This is a genomic window from Chryseobacterium sp., from assembly GCF_019236175.1.
Taxonomy (GTDB): Bacteria; Bacteroidota; Bacteroidia; order Flavobacteriales; family Weeksellaceae; genus Chryseobacterium.
Genome location: NZ_JAFAJM010000004.1, coordinates 195257 through 213599, shown reverse-complemented (window position 1 = coordinate 213599; position 18343 = coordinate 195257). Strand labels below are relative to the sequence as shown.

The window sequence follows — 18343 nt, the reverse complement described above, 5'->3', positions numbered from 1 at the left end:
TTTTTAATGAATAATATAAAGCAGACTGCCTATACTTATGGTCACCCAAAGGAGGACGGCTGTAAGTAAAGGTTTAAAGCCTATTGTTTTCAGAGTTTGAAGAGAAAGGGTAGATCCGATAAAAAATAAAGTCAGATTCAGTCCTGATTTTGCTATAGCAGTAATAGCAGTACTGAAATGATCAAGAATAGGAAAGTATGTATTCAGCAGAATAGCAAGAATGAAATATCCGATAAACCATGGGATTTTGATTTTTGATTCTTTATTTTTGAAAATAAACATGGTGATAACGGAAACCGGAATAATCCATAAAGCCCGTGCTAATTTTACGGTAGTCGCCACTTTTAACGCCTCATCTCCATATTTACTGGCTGCTCCTACTACCGAGCTTGTATCATGAATTCCTACGGCACACCAGAGTCCGAATTGTTCCTGTGATAAATGCAGCAGATGCCCGATGGCCGGATATACAAATAATGCAATGGAATTTAAGGTGAAAACAATAGCCAGTGCCAGAGAAATCTGTTTTGTACTGGGTTTAATAATAGGAGAGACGGCTGCAATAGCACTTCCTCCGCAGATAGCAGTTCCGGCAGACAACAGATAAGATAATGGTCTTTCCAGTTTGAATATTTTACCTAAAAAATATCCTAAAACCATTACCGTCATAATACTGATTACTGTTAGCATTAATCCGGTTTTTCCGGCATGTAGCGCTTCATCCAGTTTTAACCCGAATCCTAAACCCACAATGGAAATCTGTAATAACAAATGAATATATTGATGAAGGTGCTTTTCAAAGGGATTCCTGATAAAAACAGCCAGTAAAAAACCTAGAATCAGAGCGATGGGTGAAGAAATTACCGGTGTAAGACATAAGACAGCCAGAAATATAAAAATTACTTTTCGTGTCGTTTCATTGTGAATGAAATCTTTCATAGTGCGAACTTTTAAAATAGAGTTCAAAATTCCGCAATTTATTATTACAAAGTAAATCGTATTTTGTTATATTGAATAACTATAAGTTATAAGTAAACTTAGTCCGTGAATCTTAGAAACAGTTTAATCAGTTCTGATTGTTCCCCTTTGGGAAGAATAAAATGAAAATCTCTTTCAATACTGAAGTTTTTGATATCAATAACGGTGAGTATATTATTCTTAAGTTCAGTAAGAATGGTGCTGATGGAGAGAAATGCCATACAGTCCGAATAGAGGAGGTAATTTTTAATACTTTCACTGCTTCCGAGATGGATAACGGTATGGAGCTCATTGATATGAACGCCTTCTTCTTTCAGCCGGTTCTGAATAAATTCCAGAGTTCCTGAACCTTGTTCCCGGAAGATCATATCTACATCATACAAATCCTTTAAATGTAGTGTTTTATGAGCTAGAGGATGGTTGGCTTTTGCCGCTAATACAATCTCGTCAGCTTTAAATGTTTTATAATCGAAATAAGAGGATTGGGATTCACCTTCGATAATGCCCAGATCTATTTTTTCCTCTTTTAAAAGCTGTGAAATAGCTTCCGTATTTCCGGTAAGAAGCTCTATTTTAATATCTTTATAATACGAATTGAATTTTGCCAGTATTTCCGGCAGGATATACTGGGCAACAGTGGTACTTGCTCCAATGATGAGTTTCCCTTTATGCTGCTGGTTAATCTGGCTGATCTCAAACTCAAGATCACGGTATACTCCTCTGATTTTTTCAGCATGTTCAAGAAGTATTTTTCCACTTTGGGTAAGCTGGATAGAAGTTCCCTTACGATCAAATAATTTGGCTCCCAATTGGGTTTCAATTTCCTTGATATGCTTTGTAACCGCCGGCTGAGAAATATGAAGCTCTTCTGAAGCCCTGGTAAAACTGAGCCTGGAAGCTACGGTATGGAAAACTTTTAACCTGTAATCAAACATGGGGTAAAAATACGAATTATACTTGTAAATCCCATGTTTCGTATTGGAGGAGTTTAAATTTAAAGTTCAGTGTTTACCCTATCAGACTAACTAGGTAAAACAGAAGCTGTAGCCTTATAAAAAATCCGAAATCGATCTTTCCTGCTGGTTTTCGTATCTTCTGTTCTTCGCTTCACCAATTTTCTGTCTGGTATAAATACTGTTATGCCCTGAAAGAAGGTAAGAAACGACACAGGCTATAGCTACATACACCCCGCATTCTGCTCCGAAGAGTTCAATTCCCATGAGCATGCAGGCCAATGGAGTATTTGTTGCGCCTGCAAATACTGCAACAAATCCCATTCCTGCCAGTAAACCGAAAGGAAGCGGAATGAAGAGTGATAAAGCGCTTCCCAGCGTAGCTCCGATAAAGAACAGGGGAGTTACTTCTCCACCTTTGAATCCCGCAGATAAGGTTACAATGGTAAAAATCATTTTGAAGGCAAAGTCGTAGAAAGGAAGCTGTTTTTCAAAGGACTCCACAATAACCGGTACCCCTAATCCGATGTATCGGGTACTTCCCATAATTAAAACGGCTAAAGCGATAACCGTTCCTCCGATTACAGGGCGGAGCGGGGGATATTTTATTTTTGATTTAAAAACGGAACCTGCCCAATGAATGATTTTACTGAAGGCAGCAGCACAGATGCCAAACGCAATCCCGGCAAGAATACTATACAGAATAGGTAAGAATTCCAATTTAGGGATAAAATCAATAGGGTAATGGGTATGTTTAACATTCCACAAATTGGTAGCCCAATCTGCTAATATGGCAGAAGCAAAAGCAGGAAAAATAGCATTATAGCGAATTCTTCCGATCAGAAAGACTTCAAGTCCGAAAACGGCACCGGCCAAAGGAGTTCCGAAAACAGAGCCAAAGCCGGCAGCAATAGCAGCAATAATTAATATTTTTCGCTCATTCCGGTTAAGTTTAAAAGGTCTGGTAAGCTGATCTGCAATAGCTCCGGCCATTTGTAGAGCGGTACCTTCACGCCCTGCGGAACCTCCGAAGAAATGGGTGACCATAGTTCCCAGATACACGAAAGGAGCCATTTTAAAAGGAATGATTCCTTTGGGATCATGAATATTATCAATCAGTAGGTTATTTCCTGCTTCAACATCTTTCCCCAGATAGTAGTATAAGAGACCAATTAAAAAACCGGCAACCGGCAACCATGCAATGAGCCATAAATGATTTTCTCTGAAGTCGGTAGCCCATTGCAGAGATTGTAAAAAACCTGCTGAGGCTGTTCCTACAAGTCCCCCGATAATAATACTGATCAACAGCCATTTAAAAATATAAGGCAGCGCCGGAAATTTTCTGAAGAAAAAATAAGTATGAAAAAGGGCTTTGTTTCCAAGTGTTCGTTGATTTTTTGACATAATAATCCTGATTAGTTATTGTTAATAATCTCTCAATCAGGCGTCATCAGCTTTTATAAAGCGGTTGGGTAAGGAAGAACACCATTTCCTTTTATACTGCAAATATAGGAATTAAGCTTAAAAGATACAAGATACAAGATACAAGATACAAGATACTTCTGCTAAGTTTCTATATGTACTTGGCCGGATCAATAGAAGTGGGCTTTAGCCCGCTTTCATAATAAATAAATCATTTATTAATTTGCAAACTCTCAATACCTACTATTGCGGATAATGCATTGCTTTATCAACCTCAAGAGGATTGTTGTATCTTCTGATCACTTCCTGCATACTTTTCGTCTGTGTATTGAGTTCATCAATATTGTGAATTTCTTTTCCGTTGATATTGATTTTTAAATTATTATCAGTCTTGCTGAAATTATTTCTCTCAAAAGCAAATGGGTCATTATAAAATTCCATGAGCAGCTTATGCTTTTGCTTTTCATTAATGAGAACGGCTTTATTTCCGAAGTTAGATTCGAGAAAGTCATCAGTAGAATAGGTTTCCGGAAGTTTTTGGTGTTTTATAAGATTATAGATGAAATTTTTCCTAGCATCTGATAGTTCGAAAATCAAACCAGGAAGTCCACGAAGTTTAAAAGGACCTTCATTAAAGGGTATATCCTTGCAAAACCAGGCTGTCCAATTTCTGCCACCAAATCTTGTACCGGCTTTTTGCAGAGTATATGGGCCTAACTTTTTAGTTTCATCAGAAATAGTCCAGTTGATTTTATCCGTGGTTTTAAAAATATAATATCCTTGCTTGATATTGATATAGTTTTCATTGTCAAAAGAATTGATCTTCCTTTTAACAACTTGTCCGGACATGTCAGTATAGTCGGAACTCATTCCGAATTTTTTATTTAAAGAATCTGTGATCGCCAGATTTTGTCCATAGAATTTTACTTCTTTTGGGCTGATATCCAGAATCATATTCAGTTTTTCAAGATGAGCATCTGTAGAGTCCATCCTGTACTGTAATTCATAAATAAACCTATTGGTTTGTGCCTGAATAAAAACCATCAGCAATAAAGCAGATAGTGTAAAAATAGCTCTCATATTATCGTTTAAATGGTGTATGTTTTAAAAAGTTAGAGATGAAATATAGGAAGATGAAATCTGGAAATGATGCCTTCCAGAGACCTTACTTTCAAATTTCAGTTTCGGGCGCTACAAAAAAGGTTTCATTTCATCCTCGATCTGGGTTCTTAGCTCCATCAGGCGTTTAGCATATTGTTCGAGTTGTTTTTCTTCCTCTGTGGTAGGAACCCATTTGGGAACAGGTAGCTTTTTCCCGTTTTCATCTACAGAAACGAAAACAATAATACAATGGGTTTTCTTATCAAAATTGGGTTGTTTCAGATTTCTTGAAAAAACATTGATGGCAATATGCATACTTGATGTCCCGGTATAGATCACCTGTGCATCTACTTTTACCACTTCCCCGATTTTAATTGGTTCGTAAAACCTGATTCCGCCTACATAAACCGTTACAGAATAATTTCCGCTCCAGGTTGTAGCACATGCATATCCCGCCTGATCAATCCACTTCATAACGCTTCCTCCATGTACATTTCCACCATAGTTAACATCTGAAGGCTCCGAAATAAACTGAAAAGTAATAGGTTTGTTCTCCATCTTTTTAAAATTTGAATAAAGTTATTTAATAATTTCCAAAGTTTTAGATTAAATCCTACTTTTGAAAGACGAAATCAGAATGAAAGAGAATTTTAACATTAATAGATTTAAACAACAATGAAGAAAGTATTTCATCTCAATACATGTGATACCTGCAGAAAAATTTTAGCACAGTTTGATCTTACGGACTGGGAGCTTAGAGAAATTAAAAAAGCTCCCATTACCAAGGAAGAGCTGGAAGAAATGTATAAAAAGACCAAATCATACGAAGCTTTATTCAGTAAAAAATCTACTCAGATTAAACTGAGAGGGCTGGATGTAAAGTCTTTAGCGGAGAAGGATTTTAAAGAATTGCTGCTGGATCATTATACCTTTTTAAAAAGACCTGTTTTTCTGACTGATAAAGAAATATTTGTAGGAAATGACAAGAAAAATGTAGAAGAATTACAACACTTTTTTGACGTAAAATAAATAAAAGTGTTTGATTTAATTAGATTTCATATTTATTGTAGCCAGAGAACAATAATATGAAAACAGCTTTTTAAAACAAAAAATCTGAACCGATCCGTTTGCTGCACCTGTTATTCAGTAATAAGGAGACTGTAATGAGTCTCCTTTTGTTTTAACGGACCAGTGATGGAATCATATATATGAATAAAAAAAGATGTCCCCGATTGGGAACATCTTTTTATCAGTATTTTTAAACAATTATACAAAAGGAGCTTTTACTACTTTTGCAGGAATGTTTTTATTTCTTACCTGAATAAAGATTTCAGATCCTAGTTTAAAGTGAGGTTTGTCTACATAAGCCAGACCTAATCCTATTTTTTTCATTGGAGACTGCGTTCCCGAAGTTACTTTTCCGATCACATTACCTTCTGCATCTACAACAGGGTAATCGTGTCTTGGAACTCCTTTGTCTGTAAGCTCGAAACCTACTAATTTTCTGCTGACTCCCTCTTCTTTCTGTTTTGCAAAGATTTCTTTAGATACAAATTCTTTATCAAACTTGGTAATCCACCCTAAGCCGGCTTCAATCGGAGAAGTTGTATCGTCGATATCATTTCCGTAAAGGCAGAATCCTTTCTCTAGTCTTAAAGTATCTCTGGAAGCCAAACCACAAGGAATAATACCTTCCGTTTCACCAGCCTGGATGATTGCATCCCAAAGTTTCTCTGCATTTTCGTTGTTGAAATAAATCTCAAAACCGCCGCTTCCGGTGTATCCTGTGTTGGAAATGATGATATCATTAACTCCGGCTACACTTCCTACTGTGAAATGGTAGTAAGGGATTTCTGAAAGATTAACCTCTGTAAGCTTTTGAAGTATTTCCGTAGCTTTTGGTCCCTGAACAGCCAATAATGACATATCATCAGATGCATTGGTCATTTTTGCTCCGAAAGTATTGTATTTTGAAATATGGTTCCAGTCTTTATCTATATTTGAAGCATTGACAACCACGAAATATTTGTCATCTTCCATTTTGTAAACGATAAGATCATCCACGATTCCTCCATTTTCGTTCGGAAGACATGAATATTGAGCTTTTCCGTTTTCCAAAGCATCCACATTGTTTGTCGTAACCAACTGTAAAAGATCTTTTGATCCCGGACCTTCAATGAAAAACTGTCCCATATGGGAAACATCAAATAATCCTGCTTTTTCTCTTACGGCAAAATGTTCTTCCGTTACACCTGAATATTGTACAGGCATTTCAAAACCTGCAAAAGGTACGATTTTGGCTCCCAAAGAAACGTGTTTGTCGTACAAGGCTGTTTTCTTCATATTTAATTTTTATTTCTTTATTTTAAAACTGTTAAAAGTCTCTTTTAAAAAGGATGATCGTTTTTATTCCGGAAAGCCGGTGTATTAAAAGTGATGTTTGTATTCTTCAAGGATAATTTTAAACCATTCCGTAAAGTTTTCAGGATTTTCCGCTATTTCCTGATCCAGATCTTCCGGAGCAATAAATCGCACTTCTTCCACTTCCTCTTTGTTTAAATTAAAATCAGATTCATGTTTTCCTACGAATACATGATCCAGTTCGTGTTCCCAAAGTCCTCCGCCTACATCTGCTTTATAGATAAAATTGAATTTTTCTGAAAGTTCCGAATCAATACCTAGCTCCTCCTTCAGCCTGCGTTTGGCTCCGTCAAGATAAGTTTCACCATTTCTCGGGTGAGAGCATACGGCATTAGTCCATTGGTTAGGAGAGTGATATTTTCCTGAAGCTCTTTTTTGAAGAAGCATTTCCCCTTTGCTGTTGAATAGAAATACTGAAAAAGCACGATGTAACAACCCATTGATGTGAGCCTGTTGTTTTTCCATCAGACCCAAAACCTCATCCTCAGGATTCACTAATACTACAAATTCTTCCATTTCTACAAATGTAAGTGTAATTAATGTATTTTGGAAATTTTTAGATAAACATCATGTTTTTATCAATAGAATTGTGAATTGATTCCCAAGATAGCCTATATCATACACGGCTTTTAATTGATATCCACTCTCTTTTTACGTATTATTCTCATTATTTAATCATTAAAATTAAATAATGAAACGTAAATTTTTAACCATAAATAGTAAAATAGTGAATGAAATGTTTATATTATTTATTAAATAGTGGTTTTTATAGTAAATTTTTAACTTAAACTAAGATTAATGTACCTGATAGGTGTAAAAACGCTAACTTTGTTACTTAATGTTTAGAGATGGAATTAGAATACATAGAACACATCAGTCCTATTCTTAAGGATGGTGTAAAAAATTACTTAATAGACATAGACGGAACCATTACAGAAGATGTTCCGAATGAAGAACCTGAAAGAATGGTTACCTGCGAACCTTATCCTGATGCTTTAGAAACCGTTAATAAATGGTATGACGAAGGACATCAGATCTGTTTTTTCACTTCAAGAACCGAAAATCTGAAACAGATTACCATCGACTGGCTGAACAAACACGGATTCAAATATCATAGTGTACTTTGCGGAAAGCCAAGAGGAGGAAACTATCACTGGATTGATAACCACCTGGTAAGAGCAACACGATATAAAGGCAGATTTACGGATTTGGTAGAAAAACAGGTGACGATTGAAGTATTCAAAGAAGACGGCGAATAAAAATATAATTCAGAGATTTAAAGATTGAACGGGAGAATATCCCTTTAATTTTTAAATCTTTCAATTTTTAATATACGAGTATTTATGAAAGTTTTAGCAAACGACGGACTGGATCAATCTGGAATTGATGCATTACAAGAAAAAGGTTTTGAGGTTATTACAACAAAAGTTCCACAGGAATATTTAGTGGATTATATTAATGAACATAAAATCCGTACTCTGTTGGTGAGGAGTGCAACACAGGTAAGAAAAGATATTATTGACGGCTGCCCATCCATTGATATCATTGGCAGAGGTGGTGTGGGTATGGATAATATTGATGTAGATTATGCAAGAGAAAAAGGGATACATGTCATCAATACCCCTTCGGCTTCCTCGGAATCTGTAGCGGAACTGGTTTTTGCACACTTATTCTCAGGAGCAAGATTTCTTCAGGATTCCAATAGAAAAATGCCTCTGGTAGGAGATACAGACTTTGCAGGACTTAAAAAAGCATATGCTGCAGGGATTGAATTGAGAGGAAAGACCATCGGAATTATAGGGATGGGAAGAATAGGACAGGAGGTAGCAAGAATAGCACTGGGTCTTGGAATGAGAGTGGTAGCCGCAGACAATAATGTAGGAAGAGCCAGTATTAAGGTGAAATTCTATAACAATCAGTTTATCAATGTTGACATAGAAACAGAACCTTTGCAGGAAGTTTTAAAACATTCGGATTTTATTACCCTGCATGTACCGGCTCAGAAAGAAGGGTATATGATTGGTAAAAATGAATTTGATGTTATGAAAGACGGTGTGGCTATTGTCAACTGTTCCAGAGGAGGGGTCATCGATGAAGCCGCTCTTATTGAAGCATTGGATTCGGGTAAAGTGAGATTTGCAGGACTGGATGTGTTCATTAATGAACCTACACCTTCTAAGGAAATTCTTTCACACGCTAAAATCTCTCTGACTCCTCACACGGGAGCCTCTACTCTTGAAGCCCAGGACAGAATAGGATTGTCTCTGGCGGAGCAGATTTCAAGTATTTTACAGATCCATTAATTTAAGGATTGTATATAAAAACAAAAAGCACCTCTTTGAGGTGCTTTTCTATTTTTTTAACGTAAGTTATCAGACTATAAAGTGTTCTTGTTTTTTAACAGGTCTCTGATTTCTGTCAATAATTTTTGATCTTCTGTAGGACCAGCAGGAGCCGGAGCCTCTTTTTTGCTGATTTTGTTAGCCCCTTTAATGATCCAGAAAAGTACCATAGCAATACACAGAAAGCTGATCACTGCTGAGATAAAGTTTCCGTAAGCAACACCGTTCCATGTAAGTTTTGAAATGTTTTCTGCACCCGCTGCTTTCAATGCCGGATTCAATATCAGAGGAGTGATGACATCTTCTACTAAAGACGAAACAATTTTACCAAAAGCTGCACCGATGATTACACCGACAGCCAGATCAAGCACATTGCCTTTAAAGGCAAACTCTTTAAATTCTTTGACAAATCCCATAATTTATATTTTTTTAATTAGTATATACACAAAAATATAATTAAAAAATGTAAAAAACACTACTCTTTATGGTTTTTTTATTTCAAAAAGATGGAGATTTTCTCTGATCTTGTCTTCCTTTTTATGTTTAAAAGAAATTTTATTTTCAACCTTATCCTGCTGATAATGATGCTCTGTTTTGGCTTAATTTGTATCAGACTAATAAAAAATCTTTTGTAATTTGCTTAAAAGTTTAGCATCGTATGAAAATTTTTACAGCAGAACAAATACGGAACTGGGATCAGTTTACTATTTCACATGAACCCATTTCTTCCATTCAGCTTATGGAAAGAGCATCTATGGCGGTAGCCAACTGGATTTCAGAACACTGTAAAAGCCACAAAAAAATTGCTGTATTCTGTGGTGCGGGAAATAATGGCGGAGACGGATTGGCTGTTTCAAGGATTCTTTATCAGAAAGGATTTGATGTTGAAATATTTGTACGGGATCCTAAAAGTAAATTTTCAGCGGATGCTTCAGTCAATCTTAAAAGACTCCGGGATTTTTCCGGAATTTCTGTCAGAAAATTTAATGATGTTGATGAATATCATTTTGATGAGAAAACCATTATTGTGGATGCACTTTTCGGAACAGGATTATCAAGGCCGTTGGAAGGGAATTATAAAGAGCTTGTTGAACAGCTGAATCTGAAAAGTAATACCAGAATTTCGATAGATGTTCCTTCGGGAATGCTTTCGGATTCTGTATCCGAAGCAGGAGCTGTTGTTATGAAAGCAGATTATACCCTTAGCTTTCAATGCTGGAAAAGAAGCTTTCTTCATCCTGAAACAGGAAAATATACCGGAAAGACGATAATTCTGGATATTGGTTTAGATAAAAAATATTCTGAAATTACAGAGACTGAATATATTGTAATCGATGATCCTTTGATTGATTCTGTTTTTAGGGCGAGAGATGAGTTTTCCCATAAAGGGAACTATGGTAAAGTTGCTATTGCAGGAGGTAGTTACGGGAAGATAGGGGCTGTTGTGCTTGCTACAAAATCTGCTTTAAGGGCAGGAGCCGGTTTAACGTTTACTTTAGCACCTGATTGTGGTTATGAAATCCTGCAGACTTCATGCCCTGAAGCGATGTTTATTAAAGGAGGAGAGGCACTGATTGAAGAATTTAAATTTGATGCTGATATGGTTTGCGGGATTGGTCCCGGATTGGGAACTCATGCCGAAACGGGAAAAAGCCTGATTGACTTTTTGAAAAATTATTCGCAACCACTGGTTTTGGATGCAGATGCTTTAAATATTATCTCACAGAAACAGAGTAATATTGAATTGATTCCGAAACGATCTATTATCACCCCACATCCGAAAGAGTTTGAGCGATTGTTTGGAAGTACAAAAAATTCTTTTGAAAGATTGGAGCTGGCAAGAAAGAAAGCGAAGGAATTAAATATTTATATCGTTTTGAAAGATCACCACACTCAGATTGTGAGTCCGGAAGGAAAAGTGTATTACAATATCACTGGAAATGCCGGATTGGCAAAAGGTGGAAGCGGAGATATTCTTACCGGTGTTTTGACCTCACTTCTTGCACAGGGATACTCTCAAGAGCACGCATGTATTTTTGGAGTATGGCTGCACGGAAAGGCTGCTGATTTTTCCATAAAAAAGCATTCAAAAGAATCCATGCTGCCCACAGATGTCATTGATGAATTCGGGCAGGTTTTTGAAGATGTGAACAAAAGGACTGTAAAATATTTATAAATATAAAAAAAGGCAAATCTGTAATCATACAAATTTGCCTTTTTTATGATGAAGCAAGCAGTCTATATGCTGTCTTCATTTTTTTATTTCAAAATTATTATTCCGGTTTTTCGTTTTCTGCCTCGGTGATTTTAAACTTTTTGGAAACAAACATGATGACCACTCCGGCTATCATAAATGGAATCGAAAGCACCTGTCCGGTATTTAAGCCTCCAATCTGGATAAATTCGTCTCCCTGAGGTTCTTTCAGGAATTCAACAAAGAATCTGATGGCCCAAAGAATAATGAAAAATAATCCGAACAGCCATCCCTGCTGATATTTTTTATTTGTTTTTCTATATAAAATCCATAATAAAATGAAAAGAGCAACATAGCCTATTGCCTCAAACATCTGGCTTGGAAAACGGGGAACAGTAAGTCCGTATTCGCTGCTTTGCTGTGGGAAAAGCAGTGCAAACGGAGAATTTGGATCTGCCGGTTTTCCGACAATTTCAGAATTGAAGAAATTTCCCATTCTTACAAAAGCACCACCAAGAGCAATAACAATTCCTAATCTGTCATATACCCAGAAAGGATTTTTCTTAATGATTTTAAATGAATAATATAGAGTGGTAAAGATCAGAGCAATGGTAGCTCCGTGGCTTGCAAGTCCTGAAAATCCTGTGAATTTTATTCCGTTTTTTGTACTAATCGGCAAAAATACACTCCAGAAGTCTTCCTTAAACAGTTCTGGCTGGTAGAAAATAACATGTCCTAATCTTGCTCCGAGAATGGTTCCTATTAATGTCCAGGTAAAAAGAGGATCCAGGTATTTTTGATTTACATGGTCGATTTTGAAGATTCTGGTCATTAAAATATATCCGAATCCAAATGCAAATACAAACATTAGGCTATAAAAATGCAGGGTAACAGGACCTAATTTAATCCCTTTTGAAGGATCCCATATTTTAAAAGAAGTTTCTAGTTCTACCTTATCAGAAGCTGTAATAGGTTTGTCAGATTTTACAGCATATTTAAAACCGGTTATGTTTTTTTGAGTAACAGAAGCATCAATCAGTTTGAAATTTTTATCGAAAAACTGATACTTTGAATCTTTGAATCTTGTTAAAGTTGCTGCACTATATGGAGATTCAAAATTAGAATCATTAAGGATAATCAGAACATTGTCTTTGATTCCTCTGTCCGGAAAAGCTTCAAGATCACCCAGCTCTGTAGTGGAGTAGATCTTCACGGGAATGCCGCTTCCGTTTATTTCTAAAGTTCCGTCAGATAAACCTCCGGGATATTCCTGTGCAAAAAGAGATTGTGCAACGAAGGCAAACATGATGAGATAAATTCTGAAAAAAGTAGTACTCATTTCTATTGATTTAATAGTTTGTTTATTCATTTTTATGCTTAGGGGGAACAGGATCATAGCCGCTTCCTCCCCAGGGATGACATCTTAAAATTCGTTTGAATCCCATCCAGAATCCCTTAAAAATACCGTGTGTCTGCAGGGCTTCCAGCATATAATGAGAGCAGGTAGGCTGATAACGGCAATTTTTGGGAAGTAATGGCGAGATGAACCATTGGTAAAATTTTATCAAAATTACCAGCGGAAATGTAATGATTTTATTGAGTGTAAGCTTCAAAACAATGCAAAAATAGGGTAAAAAAATTAAAATTAGTTTAATTTTGTTATAAGTTTCGGGGATCTGAAATCCGAAGCACTGACCTTAAAAATAAAATTACCTTGAATCAAAATATTCCATTAGCCGAAAAATTAAGACCTAAAACCCTGGGTGAAGTATTAGGGCAGGAACATCTTACCGGTGAAAAAGGGACGATCAGAAAAATGATCGAGAATAATACCCTGAATTCCCTGATTTTATGGGGGCCACCAGGTACAGGAAAGACCACCTTGGCAGAGATTATCTCTGAACAGTCCGGAAGGAAGTTTTATAAACTTTCAGCGGTCTCTTCAGGGGTAAAGGATGTGCGTGACGTAATTGATGACGCTAAAAAACAAAATCTGTTTTCAGGAAAATCGCCCATACTATTTATTGATGAAATTCACCGTTTCAATAAATCCCAGCAGGACTCGCTTCTGCATGCAGTAGAAAAAGGGTGGATTGTGCTGATAGGGGCAACTACTGAAAATCCAAGTTTTGAAGTGGTTTCGGCCCTGCTTTCGAGAAGTCAGGTTTATATTCTTAAAGCGTTGAGCTACGAAAAACTGGAAGAACTTATTGATATTGCTTCCGGGAGATATAATCAGGATGAAAAGACTGATTTTAAAATTCTGGAAAAGGAAGCTTTCATTCAATATTCCGGAGGAGACGCCAGAAAACTGATTAATTCTGTGGAGTTGGTTTTAAACCAATATAAAAATTCAGGGATGAAAGAAATCACAAATGCCAATGTAATGGAGATTCTTCAGGAAACTATGGCACTTTATGATAAAAATGGAGAACAGCATTATGATATTATTTCGGCATTTATCAAGTCTATGAGAGGGGGTGATCCTAATGGTGCAGTTTACTGGCTGGCCAGAATGATTGCAGGAGGTGAAGATATTAAATTCATTGCAAGGAGAATGCTTATTCTGGCTGCTGAAGACATTGGGCTGGCTAATCCCAATGCACTGGTTATTGCCAATAATTGCTTTCAGGCCGTAAATGTCATCGGAAATCCAGAAGCGAGGATTATTCTAAGTGAAACAGCGGTGTATCTTGCTGTTTCCCCTAAAAGTAATTCTGCCTACATGGCTATTAATGAAGCATTAGCACTGGTAAAACAAACCGGAAATCTTCCTGTACCTCTTCACCTGAGAAATGCACCAACTAAACTGATGAAGGATCTGGATTATGGTAAGGAATATAAATATGCTCATTCTTATGAAGGTAATTTTGTTAAACAGGATTTTCTTCCCATCGAAATCAAGGATGTGAAGCTTTACGAACCGGGGAACAATTCTACAGAAAAGAAGATTTACGAAGAACTTAAAAAGAAATGGAACAATAAATATTAAAATAGAAAAGGATACTGTGCAGTATCCTTTTTTATGATGATTGTGTTGAAATTATCTCGCTGTAGAAATAAATAATGTTTTCCTGCCGTTTTGATCTTTTACTTCTGAAGCTGCCAGAATATCTCCATATACCAACGTATTGGTGTCCGTAAATTCATATCCTTCTATAAATACAGGAGTGTCTTTTGGAAGGTTATTCTGCTCGTTCAGACTGGCTAATGAAATTCTGTCTAATCCGCTATAAGCCGGTTTTATCTTATATTCAGTAATTCCGTTTGCAGAGATTGCACTGTATTTTTTCAAATTCTGGGGAAGATTTGCTGCAGTGTAGACTTTAGAACTTTGTATAAAGTTTTTTCTAGCACTAAACATGTCTGCTGTTCCGACAATATCATTAGCAATAACAAATTTTACAGAAGTATTTTTCTGAGCCAATAAAGTCACTGATGATAGGAGTAAAAAAGAGTATAGAATTTTTTTCATAATCAGAATATGTAACTGTTAAAAACGTGATAAATATAGTTATTTTTTGTAAAATGTGAATAGGATTTCAAAATGTTTTACATTTTATTTATAAATAAAAATATTTATTGAGATAATGTATCGGTTTCTTCTTTGTTTTCATCTTTCTGGTCTACCATCTTTCTGATCATATTTTTAAGCCGCTGAAATGTAAATGAACTTAATAATAAAATAACTCCAAGGATAATGAATGCTATCACTCTGGAGATATTGTCCATTTGCCAGACATCATAAGCATATAATTTCAGAACCATAATTCCAATAAGAACAAAGCCGATTTTGTTGTATTCCTGAATGTCCTTTTTTAAACCTGTATAAATAAAAATAATAGCTAGGATCGTCCATATAATCGGTAAATAAAGAATGTCGAAATGTTCTTTTACTTTATAGGAATGAGGGATGTCCTGAGAACAAACCAATACATAGGTATGGTGGAGTCCGCAACTTACTGCAACAATAAGGGTGAGTGCGGAAATCCAGTAAGAGATTTTGGTTGTATTAAACTCTGAAGAGGGGATTATTTTTGCATATACATATATATAAGGAAGCCATTGAAGAAATTGTAACAGGTAAAAACCAGCCTGAAGTTTTTTAGATAAGACTGCAATAACGACTGAAAAAGTGGAAAACGAAGCGTTGATTACCACTAAAGAAAGGAAAGCATAGATTAGTATGATCTGTACGGTTGTATGGATATTTATTTTCTTTCTGAAAAGTAATACAATAAAGATATAGTAAATGCTGAATAATAATGCAATATTGAGTACGGCTTCCCATGGCATACCGGAAATCTGGTATATAAGTTCGGATAATAATGCCGTGTAGATAATTCCGTAACTGGCAATAGTGATGAGTTCTTCCGGAAAATTAGTTTTTTGCTGTTCCGTGGAGTTTTTTAATAAAAACAAATTAGCAAGTGTTGAAATAATAGTAACCAGACTTGTTAAGAATACGGGATTAATAATAATGTTCAGATTTTTATCATTACAATATTCTGTCCAGGTAATGATCTGTGCAAAAACAACTAATGGAAAAAGAAGATAGAAAGAATTTTTAAAAATTCTGTGTCCGGTTTTTTTCCATATATACAGAAGTAAGGTTGCTTCTATAGCCCATACACTTGTAATAAGGTGGGCTTTGAACTGAAGCGCAAATGCTATAGTGATCAGACTCACGGTTATTCCCGCAAAAACGGAATAGGAGGTTCCGAAATTCTTTCTGCTGTATTCTCTGAATAAAAGAAAGGCGTTAACCACCGCAAAAGCAAGCGGGAAAATAATAACGGGTTCGTATTCCAGGGTGTCGAATATATAAACCAATCCGATAATGCTGGAAAAGTTGATTAAAGCAAGCATTAAAATGCCGGAAGTGGTAAGTATATTTTTTTTAATATAATCCTGCAATGCAAAAATGTAGAAGATGATATAACTGATCATATAAAATGCAATGCTTAAAAGCTCAGGTTTCTCGGAAGTCCAGGAACATAAATATAAAGCTGTAAAAACAAAAGCAGTCCAGCCGACACTTTTCCAGTGTTGAAGAAAAGTTACCACAAGCATCCCTGTATTTAACAGTGATAAATAAATGAAAAGGAAAAGATAATTGCTTGGTCCCGTACTGATCATTAAAGGAGCAGCGAATCCTCCCAGTAATGAAAAAATAATCAATATCTCACTTTTGTAATAATAGGAGAGGATGATAGAAACGGCGGTAATGAGGGTTGTAATAACAAACGCAGTGTTTTGCGTAAAAAGATGATATTCTCTAAAGGCTATTGTCGCGGTAAAATACAGGACGGCAATACCTCCTCCCGTTATAATAGAAGCGAATGTAGCGTAGTTTTTCCTTAAAAAGTGGCCGATAAAGATAATGACGGCGCCGATACAAAGACCAATGGCGGCTCTTGCTGCTTCTCCTATCCAGTTTTTATCGATGGCATATTTTACAAAATAGCCTACACCGAGAACCAGAGTGAATATACCAATAATAGTAAGGGCATTTTGTTTTAAAAAATCAAAAAGAGGTCCGGACCAGTCTTTTTGCGGATAAACGGGAAGGTCTTCCTTGATATCGGAAGTGGTATTCTTATCAGGATGAGGTTTGTCGGCTGTTGAAGGAGATAACACTATTGTCTTCTCTGTCGGAATTTCTTCTTTACCAGGGGCCGTGTTTTGAGACGTCTTGCCTATTTTCGTGTTAAGGTCGGAGATTTCTTTCTCAAGTTTTCTGATTTTTGTGTTCAGATTATTAAAAATGAGGGCGATGATAATTATTAATATGACAAAGACATATTCATCCATTATATAGTTTTTTATCAAATATATAAACAATGATTGAAACTACCTGAAAAAATTAATCCACCACAAGGATGTGATGGATCAACTGTATAAATAACTAACAATATGTTTTTCCTAATTGGATATCTGGTAGATATAGAATGAAGCTACACTGGATCCTAATAATCCTACGTCCAGCGCTGAAGATCCCACAAGTCCGAATGATATCTTATCACCGGCCTGAAATGAATAGATTGAGCTGAGTGTGCTTTCTGAGATTGTTAAACTTAATAGAATTAAGTTCGCCCCACTGAATGCACGGCTGTCAACAGTTGTGGCTACTCCGCCTCTTGTTCTTACAATACCGACTCCCGGGCTATTAGCCAATATGGATGCCTGTAAACCTGTTCCGTAACGGAAAGAAAATCCTACAGCGTAAACACCTGTGTTGGGAATGGTATAGGTATTATCTGTATCACTGAATAAAGCTGCAGATCCTATTGTTCTTTCTGCTACCAGGAAGTTAACAGCTCTGAATCCTGTAGGAAAAAGCCCAAGACTTAGTAAGCTGATTCCTGCTGTTTTTTTAGCAGCATACAATGTTGTATTGGTATTGGCGGCGGCAGTTATTAATGCCGGGTCCATGGTGAATACCTGGTCGCTTCCGCTATTACGGGCCAGGATCATATATCCCGGTAATGCAGTAGCAGGTGGTGTATCTCTAACGATTAATGTTCCGTTTACGTCAAGGGTTGCTGCCGGCGTGGCGGTGTTAATACCAACTTGTGAAAAGAGGGATAAGCTGGCACAAGCTAATAATAAGCTGTAGATTTTAGTTTTCATGATCGAATTTTTTTAATTAGTTTCTAAGTTTGATATCAAGCAAGGAGAATGCTCTGTGTTTGTGAATTACATATATTTACTAATAATTATTTGTTGAATTATTAAACATATGTTTATATTTCATTTTGATGTGTTTCATAATTTGGTTACGGTTTGGGATTTATAAATTTTTTTTCTGAATCAAATTTAATAAAAAATATATTATATCTCTCATTTTTGAATTGTAAATTTTTAATATTAATTTTTTAATCATATTAAAATATGTCTGTAATATCGATAAACATTGGGTTTTTATAGAT

Annotated in this window: 18 protein-coding genes and 1 riboswitch; of the genes, 5 read left to right on the top strand and 13 right to left on the bottom strand. The window is 36.1% G+C overall.

Going from position 1 to position 18343, the window contains the following annotated elements:
- Positions 1–3: 3 nt before the first annotated feature.
- The 5 genes from JO178_RS03580 to JO178_RS03560 all read right to left on the bottom strand — a co-directional run bounded on the left by JO178_RS03580 (position 4) and on the right by JO178_RS03560 (position 5012).
- Positions 4–939, bottom strand: coding sequence for a putative sulfate exporter family transporter (locus JO178_RS03580; protein WP_291931726.1), 936 nt, complete (start codon positions 937–939; stop codon positions 4–6).
- A 98-nt stretch (positions 940–1037) separates the two neighbouring features.
- Positions 1038–1913 (bottom strand): LysR substrate-binding domain-containing protein, encoded by an 876-nt coding sequence (locus JO178_RS03575; RefSeq protein ID WP_291931723.1) that lies wholly within the window; start codon positions 1911–1913, stop codon positions 1038–1040.
- Positions 1914–2027: 114 nt separating this feature from the next.
- Positions 2028–3335: a voltage-gated chloride channel family protein gene (locus JO178_RS03570; protein ID WP_291931720.1), complete on the bottom strand. Its 1308-nt coding sequence runs from the start codon at positions 3333–3335 to the stop codon at positions 2028–2030.
- Positions 3336–3365: 30 nt separating this feature from the next.
- Positions 3366–3433: riboswitch (Fluoride riboswitch) on the bottom strand.
- 163 nt (positions 3434–3596) lie between these two features.
- Positions 3597–4433: a GLPGLI family protein gene (locus tag JO178_RS03565; protein ID WP_291931718.1), complete on the bottom strand. Its 837-nt coding sequence runs from the start codon at positions 4431–4433 to the stop codon at positions 3597–3599.
- Positions 4434–4544: 111 nt separating this feature from the next.
- Entirely contained in the window at positions 4545–5012 is a 468-nt protein-coding gene (locus JO178_RS03560; RefSeq protein ID WP_291931715.1) for an acyl-CoA thioesterase, read from the bottom strand.
- A 117-nt stretch (positions 5013–5129) separates the two neighbouring features.
- On the opposite strand from JO178_RS03560, the gene JO178_RS03555 reads away from it, so the two are divergent.
- On the top strand, positions 5130–5483 hold the full coding sequence (locus JO178_RS03555) for an ArsC/Spx/MgsR family protein (protein ID WP_291931711.1): 354 nt from the start codon (positions 5130–5132) through the stop codon (positions 5481–5483).
- Positions 5484–5720: 237 nt separating this feature from the next.
- On the opposite strand, the gene gcvT is transcribed toward JO178_RS03555, so the two are convergent.
- The gene (gene gcvT / locus JO178_RS03550; RefSeq protein ID WP_291931708.1) at positions 5721–6797 is read right to left on the bottom strand and encodes a glycine cleavage system aminomethyltransferase GcvT; all 1077 of its coding nucleotides are present in this window, start codon (positions 6795–6797) and stop codon (positions 5721–5723) included.
- A gap of 84 nt (positions 6798–6881) precedes the next feature.
- Positions 6882–7391: an isopentenyl-diphosphate Delta-isomerase gene (gene idi / locus JO178_RS03545; protein WP_291931705.1), complete on the bottom strand. Its 510-nt coding sequence runs from the start codon at positions 7389–7391 to the stop codon at positions 6882–6884.
- A gap of 332 nt (positions 7392–7723) precedes the next feature.
- Here idi and JO178_RS03540 point away from each other — a divergent pair, with 332 nt between their 5' ends.
- A complete protein-coding gene (locus tag JO178_RS03540; RefSeq protein WP_291931702.1) occupies positions 7724–8134 on the top strand; it encodes a phosphoheptose isomerase in 411 nt (136 codons plus the stop codon).
- Between the two features lie 84 nt (positions 8135–8218).
- Positions 8219–9178, top strand: coding sequence for a D-2-hydroxyacid dehydrogenase (locus JO178_RS03535; RefSeq protein ID WP_291931699.1), 960 nt, complete (start codon positions 8219–8221; stop codon positions 9176–9178).
- Positions 9179–9252: 74 nt separating this feature from the next.
- On the opposite strand, the gene mscL is transcribed toward JO178_RS03535, so the two are convergent.
- Entirely contained in the window at positions 9253–9633 is a 381-nt protein-coding gene (mscL, locus tag JO178_RS03530) for a large conductance mechanosensitive channel protein MscL (protein ID WP_291931696.1), read from the bottom strand.
- Between the two features lie 242 nt (positions 9634–9875).
- Between mscL and JO178_RS03525 the strand changes: the two genes are divergently transcribed.
- Complete coding sequence (locus JO178_RS03525) at positions 9876–11393, top strand: NAD(P)H-hydrate dehydratase (protein ID WP_291931693.1); 1518 nt, start codon at positions 9876–9878, stop codon at positions 11391–11393.
- A 97-nt stretch (positions 11394–11490) separates the two neighbouring features.
- On the opposite strand, the gene lgt is transcribed toward JO178_RS03525, so the two are convergent.
- Together lgt and yidD are read right to left on the bottom strand one after the other, a co-directional pair.
- Positions 11491–12339, bottom strand: coding sequence for a prolipoprotein diacylglyceryl transferase (lgt, locus tag JO178_RS03520; RefSeq protein ID WP_291932147.1), 849 nt, complete (start codon positions 12337–12339; stop codon positions 11491–11493).
- Between the two features lie 433 nt (positions 12340–12772).
- The gene (gene yidD, locus JO178_RS03515) at positions 12773–13024 is read right to left on the bottom strand and encodes a membrane protein insertion efficiency factor YidD (protein WP_291931690.1); all 252 of its coding nucleotides are present in this window, start codon (positions 13022–13024) and stop codon (positions 12773–12775) included.
- 101 nt (positions 13025–13125) lie between these two features.
- On the opposite strand from yidD, the gene JO178_RS03510 reads away from it, so the two are divergent.
- Complete coding sequence (locus JO178_RS03510) at positions 13126–14403, top strand: replication-associated recombination protein A (protein WP_291931687.1); 1278 nt, start codon at positions 13126–13128, stop codon at positions 14401–14403.
- Positions 14404–14454: 51 nt separating this feature from the next.
- Here JO178_RS03510 and JO178_RS03505 read toward each other — a convergent pair whose 3' ends face one another.
- The 3 genes from JO178_RS03505 to JO178_RS03495 all read right to left on the bottom strand — a co-directional run bounded on the left by JO178_RS03505 (position 14455) and on the right by JO178_RS03495 (position 18044).
- Positions 14455–14886, bottom strand: coding sequence for a hypothetical protein (locus JO178_RS03505; protein WP_291931685.1), 432 nt, complete (start codon positions 14884–14886; stop codon positions 14455–14457).
- A 104-nt stretch (positions 14887–14990) separates the two neighbouring features.
- Positions 14991–17225 (bottom strand): DUF2339 domain-containing protein, encoded by a 2235-nt coding sequence (locus JO178_RS03500; protein WP_291931682.1) that lies wholly within the window; start codon positions 17223–17225, stop codon positions 14991–14993.
- 111 nt (positions 17226–17336) lie between these two features.
- Complete coding sequence (locus JO178_RS03495; protein ID WP_291931679.1) at positions 17337–18044, bottom strand: hypothetical protein; 708 nt, start codon at positions 18042–18044, stop codon at positions 17337–17339.
- Positions 18045–18343 lie beyond the last annotated feature (299 nt).